The sequence below is a fragment of the bacterium genome, assembly GCA_023150945.1.
Lineage (GTDB): Bacteria > Zhuqueibacterota > Zhuqueibacteria > Zhuqueibacterales > Zhuqueibacteraceae > Coneutiohabitans.
Genome location: JAKLJX010000035.1, coordinates 1 through 25,234, shown reverse-complemented (window position 1 = coordinate 25,234; position 25,234 = coordinate 1). Strand labels below are relative to the sequence as shown.

Below are 25,234 nucleotides of genomic sequence, written 5' to 3'. Positions count from 1 at the left end.
ATGCGCGAGCAAATTTTTTTTGCGACCCTTTGCGCCTCCTCCTCTGTGCGGGCGTTTTCGCGTTTTGCTGCGTCTTGGTGTGATCATCGTGCTTTTCAGCGTGCCGGCCTGGGCGCAGCAAAACATGGCCACGCACACTCGCGGCAAATTGTGGGAGACGCTTTTTAACTGGGGCTTCATCGGCCATCCCGGCGCATGGGATTACAATCAGCGTACGGGCATCGGTTTCTATCCCGGCTTTTCCGGGTTCACCTATCCACGGCGCGAGGAAGACGCCAACAGCGAGCTGATCATCGATCCCAACTTCCACAACTTTCGCACCGGCCCGTGGATTATCGCCAAAGACGCCATGACGCCGGTGCCGCCGGATTACCATTTTGAGCCGAAGGATTTTGTGATCTACCACTCTTCGCTGGCAACCGGCGAGGAAGGCGTGCTCTCGAACATCGCGCCGTGGGTGAAGACCTCGAATTTTAATGGCGCGCCCGATTTCAACCCGCTCTTGCCCGAAGAGATGAATTACTCGTGGTTCCACACCGTGACCGGCATTACCGTGAAGCAGCGCTCCATGGCGTGGAGTTATCCCGGCTATCATGATTTCATCATCTATGATTTCGTCTTCACCAACACCGGCGACATCGCCGTCCCCGCCATCAACAAGACCGTTCATCTCGATCAATCCTTGAACGAGGTGTGGATCGTTTTTCACAGCGGCATTCAAGTCTCCACCAAAGGCTGGATCAATTTTCATTGGAATCAATCCTCCTTTCTTGAATCCGCGGCGCCAGCCGGCGGTTTCGGCTGGCATCCCAAGCATGGTTACAATGATTACTATGCCGTCGAGAACCGCACCGCGGACGGCAAGGGAACACTGTATTACAGCCGGGACTACAACGGCGGCCGCGAGCCGGCGCCGAACGACACGTATGTGAAAAGACCGAACTGGCAGCAGTTGCTGACCAAGCCCGGCGCCTCGCTGCCCGAGCTGCAAGACCCGGCCTGCTTCGGCTTTGTGTTTCTCTATCGCACGCCGCCACCCGGCGCCAATCCCGATCCGTTTGATGCGGATCCGAATTTCTTCAATGTCTACAGCGATGAGATGCACAAGTTCAGAGGCAAGACAGTGGACTTCGAGGGCTTTGGTTTGTCCACTTTCAGCAGGAATGAGATCTACGAGTATGCCCGTCATGATTTTCTGCCGCCAACCAACGGCAATTTGTATTGCTGGTATACCAGCTCCTTCGGGCCGTACAAGCTTGCGCCCGGTGACTCCGTGCGGCTCATCGTCGCCGAAGTTGCCGGCGTGATGGATTTGAAACAAGTCTATCTGGGCGATCCCAATCACTGGTATCCGGACAGCTCCATTGCGGCAATTCGGCGCAACGCGGAAGCGGCACGCCGTGCTGCCAGGTGGGGCCTGGGTGCCAAAGTGAACGGCATCGACCTGGCTGCCGATGTGCCGGAGGCGCCGCCCGCACCGAACTGCCGCGCCGCCAATGTCTCGACCGGCTCCGACACGGCTTTGATCGCGGTGCAATGGGATAAACTTGCCGAAGAAACCGAAATCACTGACGGCTCTGGCGCAGTGTTCTTCGACGGCGCGACGGAGGTGAGCGGCTATCGCATTTATCGCGGGAATGACAAGCGCGGCATTTGGGATTTGCTCGCCGACATTCCGCGTGCCGAATTCGATCAGTATTGGCGCCCTGATCTCAATCGATATGAGTACATCGATCGCGATCTGCAATTCGGGTTCGAGTTCTACTATTACGTGCAAGTCTACAACAGCAATCCCAAGCCCTGGACTTCTGCCAATGGCGCACGCGTCGAAAGGCTGGGAGAATTGGCCAGCGACGACAACAATCGCACGGCACTCATCGGCGCGCGCCCCGGCCCCATCAATCTGGAAGAGAAGGGCTGGGATGTGTTTGTCGCGCCGAACCCTTATGTGGAAGGCGATCCCAACCGCAGCTTCGGCGAGCCGACGCCACGCAAGATCGAATTCCGTAATCTGCCGGAACGCGCCACCATCAAGATCTTCAGCGTCTCCGGTGATCTCATCAAAACACTCAAGCATGGTCCGGATGAATTGGGCAATCTCTTCGGCAGCATTGCCTGGGATCAACGCTCCGATTCCGGCCTGTTAGTCGCTCCCGGACTTTACATCTACGTCGTGCAATCGGATACACCGGATTCGCTTGGCGGCACGAAGGCGAAAGGCAAGCTCATGATCATCCGGTAGACGTAGCCCTGCCCCGCGTGGGGCCCTGTTGCGAGTACAATTTGGCGCAATTGAAATAATGAGTCCGATTTGATTGAGGCAAACAACGTCGCAGCAAATCCGCCCGCACAAGGCGGGGACTACGAAATGAACGAGGTATGAGAAATTGAAAAAACTCACTCTCGCTGCAATAATGGTTTTGCTCTGCGCGCTGAGCAGCGCAGCGCAAGACTTCAACAAAGCCGGCCGCACCACGTTTCAATTCCTTAAGATCGGCATGGGCGCGCGCGCCGCAGCTCTTGGCGAGGCCGGCATCGCCAACATGCAGGACGTCAACGCCGTGTTTTGGAATCCGGCGGCCGTCACCGGCATCAAGGGCGTGGAAGCCGGTTTCAACTACACCCGCTGGTTTGCGGATTTGAACGTCATGGCAGGCGCGGTGGGTTTTCGTGCCGGCGGGCTGGGCGTTATCGCGCTGCATTACGCCACGCTGGACTACGGCACTCTGCAGGAAGCCCTGGTCACCAGTCCCACCGGCGGAGTTGACACGCGCACGGGAAACTCCTTCGGCGGCAATGACCTGGCGCTCGGCTGCGCTTTCGCGCGCGCCTTCACCGACAAGCTCTCCATCGGCGTGAACGCGAAATATCTGCGCGAAGAGCTTCATATCTACGCCAGTTCGCTGTGGGGCTTTGATGTCGGCACTTATTACAACACCGGCTGGCGTGGCATTCGACTGGCCATGAGTGCGCAAAATTTTTCCAAGCAGGCCCGTTGGCTGGACACCGGCGGAGCAGAACAGCAGAGATACGAGTTGCCGCTCCTGTTTCGCGTCGGCTGGTCGATCGATCTGCTGGGTGGCGAACAGCTTTTCCTGGGCGGCAGTCCCGAACGCTACCGGCTTGCCCTCAATATGGATGCGGTTCATTCCAACGACTATGCCGAGCGGCTGCACGTGGGCACGGAGTATGTGCTGTATAATCTCATCGCATTGCGTGGCGGCTACCGCATCAACTATGATGAAGGCAAGTGGTCATTCGGTTTCGGATTGAGCCGGCATATTTCCAATGTCAAAATGCGCCTGGACTACGCTTATGTCGACTATGATTTTCTGGACTCGCCCCATCGCCTTACGGCCTTGTTTGCTTTTTGACGGTTCCTCTTGACATCCGCGGGAGCGCAACTGTCCAAGCCTCCACCGGGCTTGGTAGAAAGAGGAGCCTGTTTCGCACTGCTTCTGCCATGCCCCCGCGAGCTGTTGCCGGCCTGGCAAACTTCCAGGGATTTGCCTGACGCCGTCGCATCCCACGCGCACGGCTCTTGCAGGAGCCACGACCAACTCAGAGAGGAAGGATTATGTCGTTCTCTCCCACACTTCTCACTGGCGTTCCACTCACTCCAACAAACTTCAAAACCCCTCCGCGTGAATTGGGCATTCTGCCATTTTGGTTTTGGAACGGCGAGCTGGATCTGCAGGAAATGGAATGGCAGATGCGCGAATATCATAGCAAAGGCATTCCCGGCATTTTCATTCATGGCCGCTTTGGACTCAAAGTGCCCTATGTTTCGGAGGAATGGTTCGCGCGCGTGAAATTTGCGGTTGAAAAAGCCAAAGAAATCGGCATCGACACTTGGGTTTATGATGAAATGAACTGGCCGAGCGGCACCGCGGAACGCAACGTCTTGAAGAAACATCCGCATCTCACTCAGCGCTATTTGGAATTGGTTGCCCTCAACGTTGACGGCCCGCTCTTCACCTTTCTCGAAGCCACCGACAATCGTTACGTGAACACCGGCAACTCGCATCCGATTGCCGCCTTTGGCTGCACCGAAGCAGAATATCAAACCGAAATCAAAAATCTCTTCGACCTCACGCCCAATCTCTCTTTTGAACGCGTCATTCCGTGGGAGGCGCCGCCGGGCAAATGGCGCCTGCTCTATTTTCTCGAAAAGGAAGTGCCGTATTACATTGACACGCTCGATCCGGAAGCCACCGAGAGGTTCATTGAGCTTACGCACGAACGCTACAAAGCCGCGGTCGGCAAAGATTTCGGCACGATTGTGCCCGGCTTTTACACTGACGAGCCGGCGATGCACTACTATCACGTCGGCATCGACAATTACGTCGTGCCGTGGTCGAAGCAAATGTTCAAGATCTTCCGCGAGCGCCGCGGTTATGATTTACGGCCCTTTCTCCCTGCGCTTTACACCAACATGGGTGAAAAAACCGCGCAAATTCGCTACGACTTCTGGCGCACGCTGACCGAGCAATATGCCGAAACGTATTACAAACGCCTGCACGATTGGTGTGAAGCCAACGGCGTGCTGTTCACCGGCCATCTGCTGTTTGAAGAATGGCTGCGCATGCACGCGCGCTGCGAAGGCAATCTCTTCAAATACCTTCGCCACATGCACATCATCGGCGTCGATCATCTCTATCCGAAGATCGGCACCGAGAAAGAGCCGGATCAGCATGTTGCCATGAAAATCGGCAGCTCCGCCGCGCATCATTTCGGCAGCACGCGCGTGTTGTGCGAATCCATGGGCGGCACGTATTGGGATTGCACACTGGAGCGCATGAAGTGGATGACAAACTGGGAATACGTGCTCGGCGTGAATCTCTTCAACAATCACGGCTATCATTACTCCATCGAAGGCGAGCGCAAGCGCGATTGGCCGCCGTCGCAATTCTATCATCACACCTGGTGGAAGTATTACGACCAATTTACGAATTATGCCGCGCGACTGAGCCACATTCTTTCCGGCGGCCGCCATGTCGCGAGAGTACTCGTGCTCTACCCGTTGAGCAGCATCTGGGCCAACTACGTTCCGCAGAAGCGTACTGACATTGGCAACGTCATCGAGTTCGATTTCAACTATTTGACCGACACACTGCTGCGGCTGCATTATGATTTTGATTATGTCGATGAAGATGTGCTGGCCGATGCCACGATTGCGAATGGTCAAATCAAAATTCGCGACGAGGAATATTCGATCTTCATTCTGCCGCCGGTGACGCATATCAAAAGATCGACATTCGAAGCAATGCAGAAATTTGTCAAGAGCGGCGGCAGCGTCATTGCAGATACTTTGTTGCCCGTCGAGTTTTTGGAGACCGAGCGAAATGACGCTGCGCGAGAGGTCAGGAATCTCTTTGGGGTGAATCCGGTGAAATTGCTTGATGATTTTCAAAACGGCGGCAAGGCAAAAGTGCATATCACGCACCGGAACAGCAAGGGCAGTGTTTTCGTAATCGCAGGCAAAGGCCTGCATCAAGCCAACGCCAAGCGAGCACTCAAACGCGTGCTCAATCAATGCGCTGTGCCGGATGTCACGATTAGCGAGGAAGGGGTTTTTTATCTGCACCGCATCAAAGACGGTCACGACGCTTATTTCTTCGTCAACACCGGCACGCAAGACAAACACGCCGTTGAAATCACTTTCGAGCAAATTGCCCAGCCGGAGCGGTGGAATCCCAACACCGGCGACATCACGCCGATTCACCTTTGCCGAGTCAAAAACGGGCGTTTGGCCATTCATCTCGATTTCGCCGCGAGTGAGTCTCACCTCGTGGTCTTGAAGGGCGAATTGAAAAAGCCGTTCACCACCGCAAGCAATTTGAACGTCGCCAGCTTCGATGGCAATACTCTTGTCGGCCACAGCGCCGAAGCCTCAGAAGAAGTGTTTGCGAAAATCGCCACGGACAAAGGCGTGAAGCGCGTCGTTGTCAACGGCAAACGTCCCTTGCGACCGCTTTCTCTCGGCAAAGAATTTTCATTTGAGTTGGAAGGGGATAACGCGCTGCTCCTCGCCAAATGGAAAATGACAATGGACGACGGCGCGGGATTCGAGCGGGGTTTTCATAAGTTCGATTGTGATGACACCGACTGGCTCAACGTCACCAACGGCGCGTGGGAAATGCAACTCCCGCAGGAGCGCGATCAAGCGACTTATCCCATCACACTATGGTATCGCACCGTATTCGATATGGTGGCACAGCCGCCAAACTTGCGCGTGCTGATCGACGGCTTCAGCGGCCGCAACTATCAACTTTTTATCAATGGCCAGGAGGTCAAGGACAAGGGCAAGCGCAGCAAGCTCGATGCAGAAATTAAGGAGATCGATATTCATTCCTATGTCCGTCCAGGCCGTAATGTGGTTGCAATAACGCTAGTGGTCACCCGCCGCACAGATGGTATTCTCGATTTGCTCAAACTCGTCGGCGATTTCGCATTAGAACAAGCGGCCGATCGTTACACCATCGTCGAAAGGAATCGTACGATAAAAATTGGTGATTGGACGAAACAGGGTTATCCGTTCTACTCCGGCACCGGCATCTATCGCACCGAAATCAACGTGCCGGCAAAGTACACCGGCGGCAAATTGTTTCTCGAAGTCGACTGCGGCGATGACGTGCTGGAAGTGAGCATCAACGAAAGCAAGGGCCAAGTCGTGCCGTGGCATCCGTATAGCGTCGATGTAACCGATTTGATCAGAACGGGCAAGAACATGCTCGAACTGAAAGTTACGAACACGCTAATAAACTTGCTTGAGGCCGTACAAAAACCCTCGGGCATTTTCTCGACGCCGAGGTTGGTGCATGAGCAGCGATATGAGCTACAGTTGGCGGGTTAGTCGGTTGCTCGGTGGCTACTTAAGCATTAGTTCGGCGCACGCAACAACCGACAAACCTGCAGACCGAAAACAGAATGGAGCGCGAAATGTTACGCAACGGCATTCTCGTCGTCGGCAGCGCGAATATGGATATGGTCGTGGTCACAAAACGCCCGCCGCAACCCGGTGAAACCGTCTTCGGCAACCAATTCGCCATGTTTCCCGGCGGCAAAGGTGCGAATCAAGCCGTGTGCTGTGCGAAGCTCGGGGGCCGCGTTCACTTTATCGGCAAAATGGGCAATGATGTATTTCGCGCCAAGCTGCTGCAGAGCATGAAAAATGACGGCGTGCGCTTGCAGCACCTTCTCGTCGATCCGGTCGCTCCAACCGGCATCGCGCTCATCACGGTCGATGCCCGCGGTCAAAATGAAATCGTCGTGGTTTCCGGCAGCAACATGAAACTGACTCCCGCCGACCTTGACAACAAGCGCTTCGTCTTTGCCAAAAGCAAAATTGTTCTTTTGCAATTGGAAATTCCCATCGCGACTGTAACCCAGTCGGCCCGCCTGGCCAAAGCACATGGCGTCACCGTCATTTTGAATCCCGCGCCCGCGCGGAAATTGCCCAAGTCGCTTTTGCAGATGGTTGATTACTTGACGCCCAATGAAACTGAAACCGAAATCTTGACCGGCATGCCGGTGAAAAATGTTGCCTCGGCGCAGAAGGCGGCGAAGCGCCTGCTCAACCTCGGCGTCAAAAACGTCATTATCACGCTGGGTGCGAAAGGCTGTCTTTTGGTCAATGCCGAGAGCGCAAAAATCTTTCCGGCGCGCAAGGTGAAAGCGGTTGACACCACCGCCGCCGGCGATGCGTTCAACGGCGCGCTGGCTTTTTGGTTGGCGAAGGGCGGAAGCACAAATGAAGCCATCCGCTTTGCCAATGCGGTCGCGGCCTTTTCAGTGACGAAGATGGGCGCCCAAAGCTCCATGCCGACGATGAAGGAGTTGCAGAAGTTTCGAGTGCAGTAGCCCCTTCAGGGGCAAGACGTAACTCATTAAGGAGAATGCCTGAAGGCATCACTACGAAAATATGATCAAGCGCATCGACCACACCACCATTACCGTGCGGAATCTTGCAAGGTCGATTGATTTCTATACTCACCTTCTCGGCTTCACGATTGATCACGAAATGTGGTTTCCTGAATCCAGGCTCCGCATCGTCTTTTTGCGCTTGGGCGACACCATTCTCGAACTTTTCGGCGTCCCCGAAATCCGCGGCGAGGCGCTCTCGCATGTCAATGAAGTGTTGGGATACAAGCACATTTGTTTGCTCGTTGAGAGCGTGGATGAGGAGCACCAACGATTGGCGCAAGCCGGAGTGCCCTTTCGCATTCCGCCGACGACGGTTCAGGAGACCGTGCGCATTGCATTTTTCAGCGACCCTGACGGCATGGATATCGAACTGATAGAATATTTACCGTAGCGCAGTCTGCCAGTCTGCGCTGGACAAACGATCGCAGCGCGTCCTGCCGGTCTGCGCGGCGGCAGGCACGCTGCCTGCGCTGCAGAGCGCAAGAAAGGCCAGGCATGACATGAAGAAAACCGGCATTTTGAATTCCCAGCTTTCGCGAATCATCGCCGGAATGGGGCATTCCGACAAACTGGTCGTCTGTGATTCCGGCCTTCCCATTCCCCGTGAACGGGAAGCTGTGGATTTGGCGCTTGCTGCCAATATCCCGCGTTTTATCGAAACCGTGAAAGTTATCTTGAAAGAATTGCAAGTGGAACAGGCAGTCATTGCCGAAGAGATGGAAAGCCGCAGCGGCGCCATTCAACGTGAATTGTTGGGGCTGTTGTCCGGAGTCGAAATTACGAAAGTGCCGCACAACGAATTCAAAAAGATGACCAGATGCGAAGGCAATATCGCCTTCGTCCGCACCGGCGAAGCCTCGCCGTATGCAAATGTGATTCTAGTTTCGGGTGTAACATTTGGTTAGTTGCTCGATGCTGGATACTGGGTCTGGAATCCGATTTTCAGTACTATGTGTTTGGGATCCAGCATCCAGCATCCAGCATCCAGAATCCAGCATCCAGCATCCAGCATCCAGTATCCAGTATCCAGTATCAAGTATCAAGTATCCAGTATCAAGTATCCAGTATCCAGTATCAAGGATCAAATATGCGCTATCGCACCTTCGGCAAGCTCGGTTGGAAATTCTCCGAGATCAGTTTCGGCGCGTGGGCCATCGGCGGAGATATGTGGGGTCCGCAGGATGATGCGGAGTCTATGCGCGCGCTGCATAAGGCCATCGACCTCGGCGTGAATTTTATCGACACGGCGCAAGGCTACGGCAAGGGCCACAGTGAAGAACTGATCGGCAAAGTATTGAAAGAGCGCCGCGAGGAAATCTATGTCGCCACCAAAGTGCCGCCCCGAGAGGCCAAATGGCCGCCACCCGACGACTCCGACCCGCTGAAGTTCTTCCCGTCGCAGTACCTCATTGAACGCTGCGAAGGTTCGTTGAAAAAACTGCAGCGCGACTATATCGACATTTATCAATTTCACACTTGGGCCACCTCGTTCAACATCCGCGACGAATGGTTCGAGGCGATGATGAAATTGAAGGAGCAGGGAAAGATTCGCGCCATCGGCGTTTCCGTCCCCGACACCACACCGGACAACGTCATCGGCGCGCTGGCACTCGACAAAGTGCAATCGGTGCAAGTGATCTACAATATTTTCGAGCAGTATCCGCAGTGGAATCTCTTCCCCGTTTGTGAGAAGCTCGGTGCCGGTGTAATTGTTCGTGTTCCCTTTGACGAAGGCGCGCTCACCGGCAAATATACCGCGCAGACAGCTTTTCCCGAAGGTGACGTGCGGCGGCATTATTTTCGCGGGAGGAATTTGCCGGCGGTCGTCAAGCGTGTTGAGACCGTGCGTGCATTCAAGGACGGGCGGCATCCCCGCATGTCAATGGCAGAATACGCGCTGCGCTTTTGTTTGAGCCATTCCGCCGTGCACACGGTCATTCCCGGCATCCGCAGCGTGCAACAGGCGGAGATGAATATCGCCGCGAGCGATGGCAAGTGGCTGGACCCGGAAGAGCTTGAAGCGTTGAAGCCGTTCGCTTGGCGGAAAGATTTCTGGCATGAGGAAGTCGCGTAGTCCCTGCGAACGCAGCCAATCGGCTGACTGGCTTTTGAAAGCACATCATCGTCTCGATAAGTCTAAAGGATGAGAACCGCCTGCGGATTTGAAGACGGAATTTTCTGGAATTTAGCCGCCTAATGAACCGGCCAACAAACAAAAGGTGATTCACATGCGCTCGAAAAGTTTGCTTCATGCTTTTTTCTTTTGGTTTTTTGCCTTCTCATCTCTTCCCGCGCAAGACCATAAGCTCATCTACGATCAACTGCGCAAGCCGCAAGACGCGGTTTACTATCACGTCCCCATCGGCCTCTGTGAAGATTATCCGGAAGAAACCACGACGCTGGAGATTATCCGCAATGACATGGAGCTTCTGAAAAGAAGCGGCATCAATCTTCTGCGCATTTCCTTTGGCTGGGACGGCATCGAAGGCGAAAAGGACAAATACAACTGGCTATTCTGGGATGACTATGTTCGCATCGCCGTGGATGAATATGGCATCACCCTGATTCCATACATTTGTTACACACCGTCGTGGAATTCCACCGGCGACACCACCAACTTTTGGAATCATACGCCGAAGGATTACGCGCAATTTGGCGAGTTCGTCGCCATTTTGGTCAATCGCTACAAAGACCGCATCAAATCCTGGGAGCTGTGGAACGAACCGGACATCAAAGCCTATTGGTCGGGTACCGCGGAAGATTTGGCCAACCTCGTGAAGATTGGCTCCGCTGCCGTGCGCAAAGCCGATCCCACCGCGATCGTCGTGTGTCCCGGTCTGGCCGGTCACACCGAATTCACGCTCGCGCTGTTCAAAGATTACGGCATCAGTCCGTACGTCGATGTTGTCAACATTCACAACTATTTCGAAACCTGGAATCCCGCGCCGATTGAAAACATCGTTCCTTATGTGAACACCATCGCCGGCATTGTCAAGCAGTACGGCAACAATCAATCGATCTGGATGGCGGAAGTCGGCTACAGCACGTTTCGCCGCAACGGCTACGTTTCGGACTGGTCCTGGGCATATTACGACTACGAGCACACGCCGAAATTCCAGGCCGTGCAATTGATCAGAACGCTCACGCTGCTGCTCTCGACCGAGAAGCTCGCCGCCATTGCCTGGTATGAGATCAAAGATTTGCCGCCGGAGGATGAAGTCATTGGCGACGTCAACAATCGCCATCTCGGCGTGGCGTATGTTGATTACAGGCCCAAACCAGCGGAGCAGGCACTGTCGTTTTTCAACCGGCTGTTCGCGCAGAGAAGCAAGTGCATCGATGCTCAGGTCTTGATCGAGCGCACCATCGGCTCCGACAGCGAGGTGCATTGTTTTCAGAATGAAGATGGTAGTGTGATCGTCGTCGGCTGGTTGAAGACCAAAGCCAGCGGCAAACAAAGTGACGACCAGAGCGGTAACGTGAAAGATGCGCGCAAGGAAAGCATTGCGTTGACGCTGCCGATGAAGCTGGCCGGCAGAGCCACGCTTTATGATGAGCTTGGCAATGCAAAAGAGTTCAAAGGGATTCAACAGAAGGCAAGCTCGACTACACTGAAAGACGTCACTTTGATCGGCGGCGAAATCGCGATTATCAAGCTCACAAAATAAAAGACAACTGTTGCATGCAAAGGCGCAGAGACGCAAAGAATTCGCAAAGGGGATTTGTTTTTCTTTGCAGACCTTCGCGGCTTCGCGTCTTTGCGTGAGATTTTTTGTTCATGAGGATGAACCATGAGGATCAAGTCCAAACGCATCACTCCCGAAAACTTCGCCATGTTCGGCAAAGTCGTCACGGCGCCAACGAAGCCGCCAACCTCGCAGGCGAGTGATTACAAATTCTGGTCGAACATCGCGAATTACCACATCGACGGCGAGACCGAGATCGGCCTTTGCACGGTTTATCAGCAACCGGTGATGGAAATTTCCGGCGTCGAGCGTCACCTGCGCACGCCGGAAATTCTCATTCCCATTGACGCGCCGTTCATTTTGCCGCTGTTGCTGGAGGGTCAGCCCGAGAGCGCCGTTGAAGCATTTCAAGTCAATCTCGGCGAAGCAGTTGTCATTGACAAAGCTGTGTGGCATGGTGCGTGTTTGCCGGCCGGAAAAAAGGAATCGTCATACTTCGTGATTTTCCGCAGAAACACGCCGCATGAGGACGTGGTGAAAAAGAACATTGAGAAAGTACAGATCGAGACGTAACGCAATCAGCCGGATCGCAAACAAACGACGATATGATCAAAACCATTTCCAATGATCGCCTGCAGATTTCCTTTGGCGAGAGTCCGTTCTCCATTTGTGAAATCAAACACCAATTGACCGGCAAGATTTTTTGCGTCAATGGCAGGCAAGCACTGTTGCTCAGAAACCCGTTGGCAATTTCCGAACCGGTTTTTTTCACTGAGCTTGAATCTGTCCATGCGGATGAGCACCGATTTTGTTTCATCCTCACCGACGAATCCAAAGCGCATCGCGCGGAAATTCAGGTTAGCAATTCGGACGATGACATTCGTTTTCATCTCAAAGCCGAATCGCCACAGCCAATATGGCTGGTGGAATGGAAGCTTTCCGGCTTGCAATTCGATGAAGTGATTGTGCCGGCGCTCGGCGGACAGGTGCTGAGCAAAGAAATGCCGACTGACACGACGTTGAGCTACAAATATCCCTTCTGGTGGAACGCGCAATTCGTCATCGGCGCAAGCAATGGCGGCGGCATGTGGATTCGCACCAAAGACGCCGAGCCCAGTTTCAAATTGCTGCGCGTGCGCCGAGAGTCCAGCGGCTTTGCTTTGACGTATGGCTTCGAGGCCAACGCGCCGCTGGTTGCCAAAAACCTTGAAGCGACGTGGTATCTCGATGGCTACGGAGGGGGTTGGAAGACTCCGGTTGACCTTCATCGCGCCTGGCTGGAACAAGCATTCGATCTGACGCCGCTTGAGATGAATTCCCATTTTCCGAAGTGGGCGAACGACATCAACTTTGTGCTCGAGCTTTGGGGCATGCGCAAAGACCGGCCCGAGCCGCACCACACGTTCGATCAGATGATTGCGCGTCTCGAGCAATGGTGCAAGTTTCACAATCCGCAACAAACGCTGGTTTATTTGCCCGGCTTTGCCGAGCACGGCATTGATTCGCGCGCGCCGGATTATAATCCCAGCCAGGAGCTTGGTGGTGAAGCGAAATTCAAGCAGCTCGTCGACACCGCACACCAATTGGGCTATCGCGTGATGATTCACACCAACGTGCTGGCGATGACATTCACGCACCGGCTTTTCTCGAAATTCAAAGCGCATCAAGTCGTCGATCTGTTTGATAGAACGCAGGGATGGGCACTGGATATCGACGGCGATTGGCTGGCCGAGCCGTATTTTGCGTACATCAATCCCGGCGCAAAGGAATGGGGCGATTTGATGGAAGAAATTCTTGGCGAGCTGATTACGAAATTTCATCTCGACGCCGTGTTTCTCGATCAGACTCTGCTGGCATTTAATGTGAGCAAAGGGCCGAATTTTCTCATGGGCATGCGTGATCACATTAAGCGGTTGCAACGTGCTTTTCCTCATGTGGTGTTTGCCGGAGAAGGACAGCACGAGCAGACTTTGAGCGCACTGCCCATGGCGCAAATCCACGGCATCGACAGCATCGCTGAGATTCACGGCATGGAAGGACAGACGCGCTGGCGCGAGGCGCATCCGGTGTCAACCTACTTGTTTGGCAAATACACCCGTTTCGTTGCGCATCTGTTGACCAAATATCCGTCGCACCCCATGTTCAAATTGCAGGAAACAGCTTACGCAAAACTTGGGGTGATTCCGGCGCTGTGTCTCTACGATCATCAGCAAACGATGGATTTGCCGGAAGTGAAGAATATGTTGGAGAGAGCGAAGAACTTGTAGGCCAGACTGGCAGTCTGGTTGCTGCCCTCGATATATGGAGATTGCGATGAAGTCCATCAAAACGGCGGTTATCGGCACCGGATTCATTGGGCCGGCACATATCGAAGCTCTGAGAAGAGTAGGCGGCATAGAAGTCGTTGCCGTCGCTTCACAGAAAATTGAACGCGCGCAAGCCTTGGCGGAACGCTTTGCGATTCCCAAAGCTTATGGCGGTTGGAAGGAAGTTATTGCTGACAACGAGATTCAAGCCGTTCATAACTGTACTCCCAACAGCTTGCATTTTGGAATCAATAAAGCCGCGATTTTGGCCGGCAAACACGTCATCTCTGAAAAACCACTGACGATGAACTCGAAAGAGTCGGCAGAGCTGGTGAAATTGGCGGCAAAGCATGGCGTCGTCAACGCCATTAACTTCAATTATCGTTTCTATCCGTTGATTCAACATGCCCGAGCCATGGCCGGCAAAGGCGAGTTGGGAGAAATCTATCTTGTGCACGGCCATTACCTGCAAGACTGGCTCTACTATGACACTGACCATAACTGGCGCTTGGAAACCGAAATCAGCGGCGCGTCGCGGGCGGTGGCCGATATTGGCTCGCATTGGTGTGATTTGGTGCAGTTTATCACCGGCTTGAAAATCAACCGTGTTTTTGCCGATCTCGTCACCATTCACCAAACCAGGAAGAAGCCCAAAGAAACAGTGGAAACCTTCAAGGGCAAAGAGCAAACTCCGGCGCAAGCTTACGAAACAAAGGCGGTCAAAACTGAAGATGCGGGAATTGTCATGCTGCAATTCGAGAACGACGCGCGCGGCGTTTTCACTGTTTCGCAAGTGAGTGCCGGCAGGAAGAACCGTGAATGGTTTGAAATTGATGGCAGCAAGAAGGCCATCGCATGGGACCAAGAGGAGCCGAATCAACTGTGGGTCGGCTATCGCGAGCGTCCGAATGAGACGATCATCAAGGATCCCGCGTTGCTGGACGAGGCCGCGCGGAAGTATGCGCATTATCCCGGCGGGCATCCCGAAGGTTATCCGGATGGCCCGAAGAATCTGTTCATGAACGTCTACAATTTCATCCGCGCCGGAAAAGACCCGCGCAAAGATCATCCCGATTTCCCCACTTTTGCCGATGGGCATTGGGAAAACAAAATTATCGAAGCAGTTTTGAAAAGCAACAAGGCGAAAAAGTGGGTGGTGGTATGAAAACTGGAGTGGTGGAGTAATGGAGTGTTGGAAAAACAAAAAGCCATCAATCCAATGTTCCGAAAATCCATCAAATTATCTGGAGTGCGAAAAACCATGAAACTTGGATTCTTGACTGCCTGCTTGCCGCGGGTCGGACTCGAAGATTTAGTCAAATGGACGTCGGAACAGGGATTCCACACTCTTGAGCTTGCCGCCTGGCCGGTGGATTCGACGCGTGATTATCAAGCGCGGCAGATTGACGCCGCCAACTTCACGAAAGACAAGGCCAAGCGCGTGAAAGAGCTTTTTGCCAAACATGATCTCGGCATTTCGGCAATGGCGTGTTACGATAACAATCTCGATCCCGATCTGACGAAGCGAAAATATTATCATGACCATCTCAAGAAAGTGATCGACACCGCGGCGTTGTTGGACGTAAATCTGGTCGGCACTTTTGTCGGCGCGCGTCCCGACAAATTGCCGAAGGAAAATATGGGAGAAATCGGCGAAGTGTTTCGCGGCATGGTGAAATATGCCGAGGACAAAGGCGTGCGCATTATGATTGAAAATTGTCCGATGGAGAACTGGCAACGTTTCGGCCTTCCTGGCAATTTCGCCTATTCGCCGGAGCTTTGGGAAGCGCTGTTTAATGAAGTGCCAAGCGAGAACTTTGGCTTGAACTTCGATCCCTCGCATCTTTACTGGCTCGGAATTGATTACACCCGATGCGTGAAAGATTTTGGCAAAAAGATTTTTCACGCCCACGCCAAAGATACCGAAATGCTGCGCGACGGCCAGTATCGTTACGGCCTCTTCGGACGCCAGCTCGATCCGATTCCGTGGAAATCCGGCTGGTGGCGTTATCGCGTCCCCGGCATGGGAGAAATCGATTGGCAGAGACTTATTTCGACGTTGCAGGAGAATGGTTACGATTACGTGCTGTCAATTGAGCACGAAGATCCGGTGTGGGAAGGCTCAGAGGAAAAGATCAAACGAGGATTGGCTTTGGGCCGAAAGCATCTTGCACAGTTTATAGTTTAGCCCAGTCCAACGGATCGGCGATTTTGCAGTGCCAATCAATAGAGGCCAGACCGCCAGTCTGGATTACGTCATGCGCCATCTCCTAAAATCAGAATACATTCCCTTCGGCACGCAATATTATCGTGCGCCCTCGCCCTCGCCGGCTGATTGGGAAAACGATTTGCGGAATATCGCCGCTCTCGGTTTCAACACCGCGAAGTTTTGGGTACAGTGGCGATGGAACCATCCTGCCGAGGACGAGTTTTATTTTGGTGACATCGACCGGTTGATGGATATCGCCCATCGCAACAAACTCCGGGTGATGCTCAACACCATTTTCGACGTCGCGCCGGCGTGGATTTATAGAAAGTATCCGGATGCCTCCATGCTCACCCTCGACGGCCGCCGCATCGGCCCGCAAACGCAGCCACATCGGCAAATCGGTGGACTCGGTTTGTGCTTCAACCACGCCGAGGCAATGGAACACTTCTTCCACTTTTTGCGCGAGACGATTAAGCGTTACAAAGATCATCCCGCGCTGGAAATGTGGAACGTCGGCAGTGAGCCGGAATTGACCAGCAGTATGGCCGAGATGCGTTTGTACGCCGATAACGCCGGCCAAATGGGTGATATGCTCTGCTGCTGTGAGCGCTGCCAGTTCTCTTTCAAAAAATGGCTTGGCACGAAGTATGGCAATATCGAGCAATTGAATGTCGCCTGGAACCGCAATTATCGTTCATTTGACGATATCGAGATCCCGAAGACGCGCAATACCTTCAACGACATGATCGACTGGCGCATGTTCTTTGTGCATACGCTCGGCGAGAATGTCAAGCGACGGTTTGAAGTTGCAAAAGCAGAAGATCAAGGCAAGCATCCGTTGCTGTGTCATCATGTTTTCATTCAGGGCTTTCCGGTGACTTCAACCGCAAACGATCCCTGGAACGTCGGGCAATACGGCGATCTGCACGGCATTACTCAGATGGACGACCCGATGATGGTTGACGTCGTGCGTTCCTGCGCCAAAAGCAAGCCGGTGATGTGTGCAGAGATGCTCATGCTTTTCGGTTACACCCTAGATTTGCCGAAGCCGATTGATATGAACGATATCAAGCGCTTCGTCTTCACCGGCATTGCTGCGAATTTGAAAGGCTGCATCTTTTGGCAATATCGTCCGGAGATTCTCGGCCGCGAAGCGCCGGCGTGGGGACTTACTTATCTCGATAGCTCGCCTACGCCGTGGCTGCAATCTTTTGCCGAGGTGAATGGGGTCGTTCAGAAAAACGCCGCGTTTCTGCTTGATGCCGCGCCGCAGAAGGCAGAAATCGCGCTGCTCTATAATCCCGAAAACCAAATCTTTGCATGGGCCGCGACCGGCACCGAGAAAACCGCGACCAATTCGCTTCTCGGCGTGCACCAGGCGCTTTATCGCCGGAATTTCAAAATCGATCTCATTCATCCAAATGAATTGGATCGTGATATATTACAAAATTACAAAGTTGTGTACGTGCCGTTTCCTTATTATCTCAGCGAAAAAATCTGCCAGGCGCTTGCAGCGTGGGTGCATTCCGGCGGCATATTGATCGGCGAAAGCTATTTTGCCGGTTGGTATGTCGAGCGCGGCCATCATCAAACCACTGTGCCCGGTTATGGCTTGCATAAAATTTTCAAAGCTCGTCAAGGCGTGGTTGCGCCGCCGGATGAAAACGGTAAAATCGAAATTGAAATGGTGAGAGATTTGGGCTTCATCAAAAAGGGCGAAAAGGCATACGGCGCCACAGTCAAAGAAGCATTTTTTATTGAGGGCGCAGAAGTGTTGGCGCGATTTTCGGCTGGCGAACCGGCCATCACTTGCGCCGATTATGGCAAAGGCAAGGCGATTCTCATCGGCTCTTATCTCGGCCTCCCCTATTATCAAAATGGCTGCGAAGCAAATGCCGGGCTGATCGCCAGCTTGGTTGATTTCGCCGCAACCATTGAACGGCCGCAAGTCCTGGGCGAAGCCAGAATTCGCGCTGATATTTTAACCGCGCCCAATCAGCAGGCGATGATCATTACGCAAAATCTCGAGCCTGCGGCTGTTGCGGCTTCCATATATCTGCCGATGCAAGCTTCCAACGAGTTGACCGAGCAATTCAGCAACGAGAGGCTGACCGTGAAACCGTATCAACATGGCGCTATGATCACGCTGGCGCTGGCGCCAAAGGAGGTCAAGGTCTTTCGTGCTTAATCGGTTCTTGCGATCAGCGGAGCGGCAACGGCCTTTTCTGCACTGGAATTTTATGGCGAACGTTTGTGACGGCGCCATCTTCGCGATGGCCATGAGCTTTGTTTCGGTGCAAACCGTTCTCCCGGTATTTGTCAAAAGAATGGGCGGCAGCAACGTTGCCGTTGGGCTTATTCCCGTTCTTTGGACCGTGGGATTCAACTTCCCGCAAATCTTCATTGCGAATTATACCCAGCGCTTTGCACGCAAAAAACAACTCGTGTTGACCACGGCGATGGTGCAACGCGCGCCCTGGCTGCTGCTCGCTTTGCTTGCATTTTTGCTCGTTGCCCGGACAAACACCGAAATTGGATTACTGCTCTTCTTCACGGTGTATGCGCTGGCCGCGATTGGCGGCAGCATTAATCTGCCGGCGTGGTTTGATTTGGTGGCCAAGATTACTCCATTGGATTTGCGCGGGCGATTGTTCGGCGTGCGGCAGGTTCTGGGCGCCATGCTCGGCATCATCGGTGGCTGGGTGGTGACGAAGGTGTTGGCGGGAGTCACTTATCCCGAAAACTTCGCTTTGCTGTTTTTGCTCGCGTTCATCACCATGATGGCGTCATACATTTTTGTGGCGCTGCTGAAGGAAGAAAATGGCGCGTCACCGGAGCAGCAAGTTCCTCACAGGAGCTTTTTGCGCAGCCTGCCTGGAATTCTCAAACAGCAGCACAACTATCGCAATTTCCTCGTTGCCGATGCGCTGCTCATCACCGCGACCATGGCGAGTGCATTTTACACCGTCGGCGCGCTGGAAAAATTCTCGCTCGCGGATGCCCATGCCGGCACCTTCATCATCGTGATGATGGCCAGCATGATGGCCGGCAACTTGTTCTTTGGTTACCTGGCGGACCATTTCGGCCATCGCTTGAATCTGTTGTTGGCCGCCATCATCACCGCCGGAACCTGTTTGATGGCGCTGCTGGCGCCCACCATAGAAATCTATCTGCTGGTGTTCGTCGGCGCGTCGTTCACGGTCGGATTGACCGGCATTTCGCGACTGCCGATTATCGCCGAGTTTTGTACGGAAACAGAACGGCCGACTTATATCGCGTTGGCGAATATGATCACCTCGCCGTTCGTGCTTTCCGGCCTCGCCGGCGGCTGGCTGGCCAATCGCTTCGGTTATGACACGGTCTTCATGATCGCCGCAGTTTTTGCGCTTGCCTCGGCGATTTGGTTGACACGGTGGGTCAAAGAACCGAGGAATGTAAACTATCAGGTGCTGGTTGAAACCATTCAATATGAATCGTAAATTTTATGAAGCACGGTATTGTCTTTGCCCTCTCGCTGATTGCCGTAACCGGAATCCAGCAATCCTTCGCACAACTTCCCACCGCGCCGGCCTATCCCCAACCTGATGAACGCTGCAAGGCCGATATTCTGCTGATACTCGCGCACCCCGATGATGAAACTGCCATCGGCAGTTATCTTGCCAAAGCGATTTTTGATGAGAAGAAGCACGTGGCCATCATCTACACCACGCGCGGCACCGGCGGCGGGAATTCTCACGGAAACGAACAGGCCACAGCGCTGGGAGCGATTCGTGAGATTGAAAACCGGCGCGCGACCTCGGCGTTCGGCATCGAGAATGTGTGGTTCATCGATGGCCGCGACACGCCCGGGCAGGACGTGCTGCACTCGCTGCACAGGTGGAATCACGGCGCCGTGCTCGAACAGGTTGTGCGCTTGATTCGACTCACACGGCCGGAAATCATCATGACGTGGCTGCCGCATTATGTCGCCGGTGAAAATCATGGCGATCATCAAGCTGCGGGCGTAATTGCCACCGAGGCTTTCGATCTCGCCGGCAATCCCACAGTTTTTCCGGCGCAGGTGGCGCCGCCGCGCGAACGTCTGGACATCAACAACTTCACGGAGGGCTTGCGGCCGTGGCAGCCGAAGAAGCTTTACTTTTTTTCGGATGCCTCGCACGCGATTCCAGCCGAGGGGCCGCGATTTGATATGGCGGCAATCTCGCCGGCGCGCAAAGTGCCCTATTATCAGCTCGCGGCAGAGCTGCAAAAACACTATCTCACCCAAGGAGAAGTCTCGCAAATCGCTGCGAAGGCTCTCGCGACGGGCGACTTCAAAGAATTGCGGAAATGGTTGCGGAATTTCAATCTCATTTTCGGCAAATCCGTGGTCAAGTGTGATCCACGGGGCGAAGTCTTCGAAGGAATAACGAGCCGGGAAGCTGCTTACGTGCCAGTGCGCGGCTATCGAGCAGAACCGCGCCAAGGAATGTCGGTGACGCTTGGCGGCGCTTTTGCTTTTTATCGTGAGTTTTGGAAGGCGCACAACCTCGAACACCTCGGACCTTTGGTCGCGCCGGAAATGGAAGTTGGTGCGGGAAGCTACGTGCACATTCCGCTGCTGCTGAGAAACGACACACCAGATTCCGTTGAGATCACCCTCACCTCGACGATGCCCGCGGGATGGCGCGAATCTTCCGGCTCGGCGCGCTATCGCCTGGGGCCGTTTGAAACCTATCCGGCACAGACGTTTTTCTTTGCACCGGCGGAAGAACGAGCTGAGCCACAAGAGGTGATTTGGAAGGCAGCAGCCCATGGCAAAGTGATCGGATCGGTGAGTATGAAAACGATCGTGAAGGATTGGACATTGCCGCAGTAAGATTAATCATATGACCGGGTTCAAAAAGTCTGCGAGTTTATCATAAGGCCATTTGACCACGGATGGCACGGATTCACACGGATAGAAAAGATCAAATAGAGCTTCTGATGGAGTTTATTTCAAAGAGAATCCGAGAAAATTGGTTTTATCCGTGTCACCTGTGTTATCGGTGTTTGAGATAGGATTGATTAATATGCGAATCAAGTTGATCACATTCGCCCTGGCCATTCTTCTGGTGAGTCTGGCAAACACGCGTGCGCAAATGCTCGACCCCGCGATTGATCGCGACGATGAGCCGTTTTGCTATTTCAGCCAACCGACTGATGTCATCGGCGTGATGGACGGCAAAGAGGGGACGTTGATCACGCCGGAAGGATATTTGTGCACGGGCTTCGGCGAGCTGATGTTTTTCGCTGGCAATCCCCTGACGCCGGTTCAGCAGCGCGTCAAGACCTTGTTGAGCGGATACCTGCCGGTGGTTCAATATCAATTTGAACGCGAAAGTGTGCGTTATCAGTTGACGTTGTTTGCGGCAACGCTGGACGGTGATCCCGAAAGTCCGTTGATGAACTTTGCCCGCGTGCAGATTCATAATCAAAGCAGTCAACCGCAGGCGGTGGGTTTTGGCGTCGGCACGCGCTATCAAAACGAGGCGAATACCGACTGGGGTATTGGCGACAACCGTTTTCTCCGTCCGGCAAAGGCCGGCATTCTCGGCGAATACGAGCAAGCCGGCGCGGTGTTTGATCCGAATTGGGAGTACACTTTTTCCAGAGATGCATTTCTGCGCGACAGCCTGGTGATGTATCTTTATCCCTCCAATCCGGTCCCGCAGCAATCGATCGTTCTTAAAACCGGCTACAACGAGGTGCCGGAACTTGGCGCGATGCGCATTCCAATCCTGCCGACGACGCCGATGGGCATTGTCAAATACAAAATCTCGTTGCAGCCGGACGAAAAGCAGGCGCTGGACTTCAAGATGCCGTATGAGCCGTTGCCGCCCCAGAGCGCGACGGTTGCGCTGTTGAGATCGGCGAGGTTCGATGATTATCTCACGCGAACGATCAACTTCTGGGAGGAGATTTTCGCGGACGGCATCGACATTTCCCTTCCCGAAGAAAAAGTTGTGAATTCGTTCAAAGCCAATCTCGTGTACGACTTGATTGCGCGCAACAAAGTGGACGGACATTTCATTCAGAAGGTCAATGAATTTCAGTACGACTCTTTTTGGCTCCGCGATGCTTCGTACATCGTGCGCATGTATGATGTCTCCGGCTATCACGATATCGCGGGCCAATGCCTCGATTTCTTCCCGCGCTGGCAGAGAGAAGACGGCAACTTCGTTTCACAAGGTGGGCAATACGATGGCTGGGGCCAAACGCTGTGGGCGTTTGGCCAACACTATCGCATGACGCGCGACCAAGCCTTCGCTGAAAAAGTTTTTCCCGCGGTACAAAAGGCGTTCGCGTGGTTGCAGAAAGCCCGTCGCGGCGACCCTTTGCACGTCATGCCGGTGACCACGCCCGGTGACAACGAGAATATCTCAGGCCATGTGACCGGACACAACTTCTGGGCGCTCGCCGGCTTGAAAAATGCGATTGCGCTTGCCGAGGGACTGGGCAGAAAGGAGGAGGCGAAATGGTTTCAGCGCGAATATGATGATTTTCGTTCAACCCTCGTCAAACACCTCAAGCGCATCACGGCAAAAACGCGCGGCTACATACCTCCGGGATTGGAAGGCGGGCCGGGAAATGATTGGGGCAACATGATGGCGGTTTATCCGGAAATCATTCTCGATCCATTCGACCCGATGGTGACGGCGACGCTGCACGCTACACGCGCGAAGTATCAAGAAGGAATCATGACTTACGAGAACGGGCGCTATTTGCATCATTATCTGACGATGAAAAATACCGAAACCGAGGTGATTCGCGGCGATCAACAGATGGCCATCGAAGAATTGTATGCGCTGCTGCTGCACACCAGCGCGACGCATACCGGATTCGAGTTTTCCATCTGGCCCTGGAGCACGCGCGATTTCGGCATGAACATGGCGCCACATGGCTGGTTTGCCGCCAAGCTTCGGACACTGCTGCGCAACATGATGGTTCGTGAGCAAGATGAGCAGTTGCACCTGCTGTCGTGCGTTTCTCCAGAATGGGTGAAAAGCGGAGAGAAAATTTCCATCTCTCGTGCACCAACATATTTTGGCCGAGTGAATTTTGACTTGTCATGCGAGCCAGAAGCCGCCGCTCTTGTGATGAACAATCAATTCATGCGAAAGCCCAAAGAGCTTATTCTCCATCTGCCATGGTTCATGGAAGTTTCAAGTGTTCAGGCAGATGGCAAATCGATGCCGGTCAAGAATTCCATGGTCAGCTTGCCCGTCGAGACACGCAGGGTGGAAATAAAATGGCGGCGAAAAACAGAGGCGCCGAGCCTGAGCTATCAAACCGCTGTTGATGATTACAAGCGTGAGTACCGCCGCCGCTATGAAGAGTTTCTGATGAAAGGGAACTGAAAATAACGTTCGTAGTTTCGCCTTTAGTCGTCGGGTTTCCGGCAAAAGTAGAATGCCTGAAGGCATCACTACAAACGTTTATTTTCGTCATCATCGGGTGTTGATCCCGACATTGACGATTACTCAACTTTTTACACTGTTTTGGAAAAATGGAAAGTCCCAATCGGCTGCAATCACTCGACGTCTTTCGCGGCGCGACGATCGCGGCGATGATTCTCGTCAACAATCCCGGTTCGTGGGAAAACAGCTATGCGCAGCTCAAGCATGCCGTCTGGCACGGCTGGACTTTCACTGATTGGATTTTTCCGTTCTTTCTTTTTATCGTCGGCGTGGCCATGACGTTTTCGTTTCCGAAACGTCTCGCGCAGGGTCAAACGAAAAAGCAATTGCTGCTGCACACTCTTCGACGCGCCGCTATTTTGTTCGCGCTTGGTCTGGTCGTGAATGGTTTCCCGTTCGGCTTGATTTTCAATCATGAATTCTCGTGGGCGACATTTCGCATTCCCGGCGTGCTGCAGCGCATCGCGATTTGTTTCTTGATCGCCAGCATCGTTTTTCTGACGACAAAGATTCGCGGGCAGATCATCTGGACGGTGACGTTGCTCGCAGCCTATTGGCTCCTGGTCAAGCTTGTTCCGGTGCCAGGATTTGGCGCCGGCGTGATGGAGCCGACGGGAAATTTGTGCTGGTTCGTTGACTCAACCTTTTTGCACGGGCACACGTGGATTTATGCGCCTGCCGAGGGCTTTGATCCGGAGGGAATCGTGAGCACAATTCCCGCGATTGCCTCGACGCTGTTCGGTGTGTTGACCGGACAATGGCTGCGATCGGATCGCAGCCGCGAAGAGAAGACAGCCTGGATGTTTGTCATCGGACAAGCAATGCTGTTGCTCGGCGTCATCTTCGACAACTGGCTGCCTATCAACAAAAATATGTGGACAAGCTCCTACAGCATTTTCATGACCGGCTGGGCGTTGAGCTGCCTCGCAATGTTTTATTGGTTAATCGACGTTAAAGGCTTGCAACGTTGGGCCAAGCCATTTACCATCAGTGCTGTCCGGTTGAGCTTTAGAAGCGATTTTGCGGGCTGTTTTTCTTGAGCTTGTTCGATTTCAAGCACCGATTCTCAGAATACGTCTCGCTTGTATTTTGCACGGCGTTGATGTGCTTGCGCCAAAAAAGAGTTATCCACATATCCACAGACAAATTAGCAGACCTTTGACAAAGCGCGTCTTGTTCTCCCGTATTGTTGTTTCGTATCTTATGAGCGCATAGTCGAATGCATCATATCCGAACTTCGGGAGATCAATCATGAAGAACTTTGCCTCGGTCTTCAATCAGTTCTTGAGTTTGGTTCCTCGGTCAGTTTTCAGAGCCTGCGTTGACAAATTTCAAGGAGATTATCGCACTCGAGTATTCAATTGCTGGTCGCAATTCGGGGTGATGCTCTATGCGCAATTGACCAGCAAAACCTCGCTCAGAGACATCGTCATCGGCTTCTCCAACAAGACGAACTATTTCTATCATTTGGGCCTAAGAAACGTCGCGCGCTCAACCGTGGCCGATGCGAACAAGAATCGCGATTGGCAAATCTATGAAAGACTGTTCGCTGAGGTTTTGCTCCGCTGTCGTGACATATCTCCAAAACACAAGTTTCGATTCAAGAACAACTTGGAATCCCTTGACGCTACTACCGTTGATCTTTGTCTGGAATCATTCCCCTGGGCG

Annotated in this window: 19 protein-coding genes; 18 read left to right on the top strand and 1 reads right to left on the bottom strand. The window is 53.5% G+C overall.

The window, feature by feature from the left end:
• Positions 1-64 precede the first annotated feature (64 nt).
• The 9 genes from L6R21_26415 to L6R21_26375 all read left to right on the top strand — a co-directional run bounded on the left by L6R21_26415 (position 65) and on the right by L6R21_26375 (position 12,185).
• A complete protein-coding gene (locus tag L6R21_26415) occupies positions 65-2,242 on the top strand; it encodes a hypothetical protein (protein ID MCK6562741.1) in 2,178 nt (725 codons plus the stop codon).
• A gap of 145 nt (positions 2,243-2,387) precedes the next feature.
• Entirely contained in the window at positions 2,388-3,374 is a 987-nt protein-coding gene (locus tag L6R21_26410; protein MCK6562740.1) for a PorV/PorQ family protein, read from the top strand.
• A 203-nt stretch (positions 3,375-3,577) separates the two neighbouring features.
• Positions 3,578-6,856, top strand: coding sequence for a hypothetical protein (locus L6R21_26405; protein ID MCK6562739.1), 3,279 nt, complete (start codon positions 3,578-3,580; stop codon positions 6,854-6,856).
• Positions 6,857-6,987: 131 nt separating this feature from the next.
• Positions 6,988-7,863, top strand: a complete 876-nt coding sequence (gene rbsK / locus L6R21_26400) for a ribokinase (GenBank protein ID MCK6562738.1) — start codon at positions 6,988-6,990, stop codon at positions 7,861-7,863.
• Between the two features lie 61 nt (positions 7,864-7,924).
• Positions 7,925-8,317: a VOC family protein gene (locus tag L6R21_26395; protein MCK6562737.1), complete on the top strand. Its 393-nt coding sequence runs from the start codon at positions 7,925-7,927 to the stop codon at positions 8,315-8,317.
• Positions 8,318-8,426: 109 nt separating this feature from the next.
• Positions 8,427-8,831 carry a D-ribose pyranase gene (gene rbsD, locus L6R21_26390; GenBank protein MCK6562736.1) on the top strand — a complete coding sequence of 135 codons (405 nt, stop codon included), beginning with the start codon at positions 8,427-8,429 and terminating at the stop codon, positions 8,829-8,831.
• A 47-nt stretch (positions 8,832-8,878) separates the two neighbouring features.
• Positions 8,879-10,000 (top strand): aldo/keto reductase, encoded by a 1,122-nt coding sequence (locus L6R21_26385; protein MCK6562735.1) that lies wholly within the window; start codon positions 8,879-8,881, stop codon positions 9,998-10,000.
• A 154-nt stretch (positions 10,001-10,154) separates the two neighbouring features.
• A complete protein-coding gene (locus L6R21_26380) occupies positions 10,155-11,594 on the top strand; it encodes a cellulase family glycosylhydrolase (protein MCK6562734.1) in 1,440 nt (479 codons plus the stop codon).
• A 123-nt stretch (positions 11,595-11,717) separates the two neighbouring features.
• Entirely contained in the window at positions 11,718-12,185 is a 468-nt protein-coding gene (locus L6R21_26375; GenBank protein ID MCK6562733.1) for an ureidoglycolate lyase, read from the top strand.
• A gap of 5 nt (positions 12,186-12,190) precedes the next feature.
• Here the strand turns inward: L6R21_26375 and L6R21_26370 are convergent, their stop codons facing one another.
• The gene (locus L6R21_26370; GenBank protein ID MCK6562732.1) at positions 12,191-12,502 is read right to left on the bottom strand and encodes a hypothetical protein; all 312 of its coding nucleotides are present in this window, start codon (positions 12,500-12,502) and stop codon (positions 12,191-12,193) included.
• 54 nt (positions 12,503-12,556) lie between these two features.
• Between L6R21_26370 and L6R21_26365 the strand changes: the two genes are divergently transcribed.
• The 9 genes from L6R21_26365 to L6R21_26325 all read left to right on the top strand — a co-directional run.
• The gene (locus L6R21_26365; protein ID MCK6562731.1) at positions 12,557-13,879 is read left to right on the top strand and encodes a DUF6259 domain-containing protein; all 1,323 of its coding nucleotides are present in this window, start codon (positions 12,557-12,559) and stop codon (positions 13,877-13,879) included.
• 46 nt (positions 13,880-13,925) lie between these two features.
• The gene (locus tag L6R21_26360) at positions 13,926-15,083 is read left to right on the top strand and encodes a Gfo/Idh/MocA family oxidoreductase (protein ID MCK6562730.1); all 1,158 of its coding nucleotides are present in this window, start codon (positions 13,926-13,928) and stop codon (positions 15,081-15,083) included.
• A gap of 96 nt (positions 15,084-15,179) precedes the next feature.
• Positions 15,180-16,106 (top strand): sugar phosphate isomerase/epimerase, encoded by a 927-nt coding sequence (locus L6R21_26355; GenBank protein MCK6562729.1) that lies wholly within the window; start codon positions 15,180-15,182, stop codon positions 16,104-16,106.
• Between the two features lie 70 nt (positions 16,107-16,176).
• On the top strand, positions 16,177-18,315 hold the full coding sequence (locus tag L6R21_26350; GenBank protein ID MCK6562728.1) for a beta-galactosidase: 2,139 nt from the start codon (positions 16,177-16,179) through the stop codon (positions 18,313-18,315).
• 52 nt (positions 18,316-18,367) lie between these two features.
• Positions 18,368-19,606 (top strand): MFS transporter, encoded by a 1,239-nt coding sequence (locus tag L6R21_26345; protein MCK6562727.1) that lies wholly within the window; start codon positions 18,368-18,370, stop codon positions 19,604-19,606.
• Between the two features lie 5 nt (positions 19,607-19,611).
• Positions 19,612-20,985, top strand: coding sequence for a PIG-L family deacetylase (locus tag L6R21_26340; protein ID MCK6562726.1), 1,374 nt, complete (start codon positions 19,612-19,614; stop codon positions 20,983-20,985).
• 193 nt (positions 20,986-21,178) lie between these two features.
• Complete coding sequence (locus tag L6R21_26335) at positions 21,179-23,506, top strand: hypothetical protein (protein ID MCK6562725.1); 2,328 nt, start codon at positions 21,179-21,181, stop codon at positions 23,504-23,506.
• A gap of 209 nt (positions 23,507-23,715) precedes the next feature.
• Complete coding sequence (locus L6R21_26330; GenBank protein ID MCK6562724.1) at positions 23,716-24,606, top strand: DUF5009 domain-containing protein; 891 nt, start codon at positions 23,716-23,718, stop codon at positions 24,604-24,606.
• A gap of 211 nt (positions 24,607-24,817) precedes the next feature.
• Positions 24,818-25,234: DUF4372 domain-containing protein (locus L6R21_26325; GenBank protein ID MCK6562723.1), on the top strand; the 417-nt coding region annotated here is incomplete at its 3' end.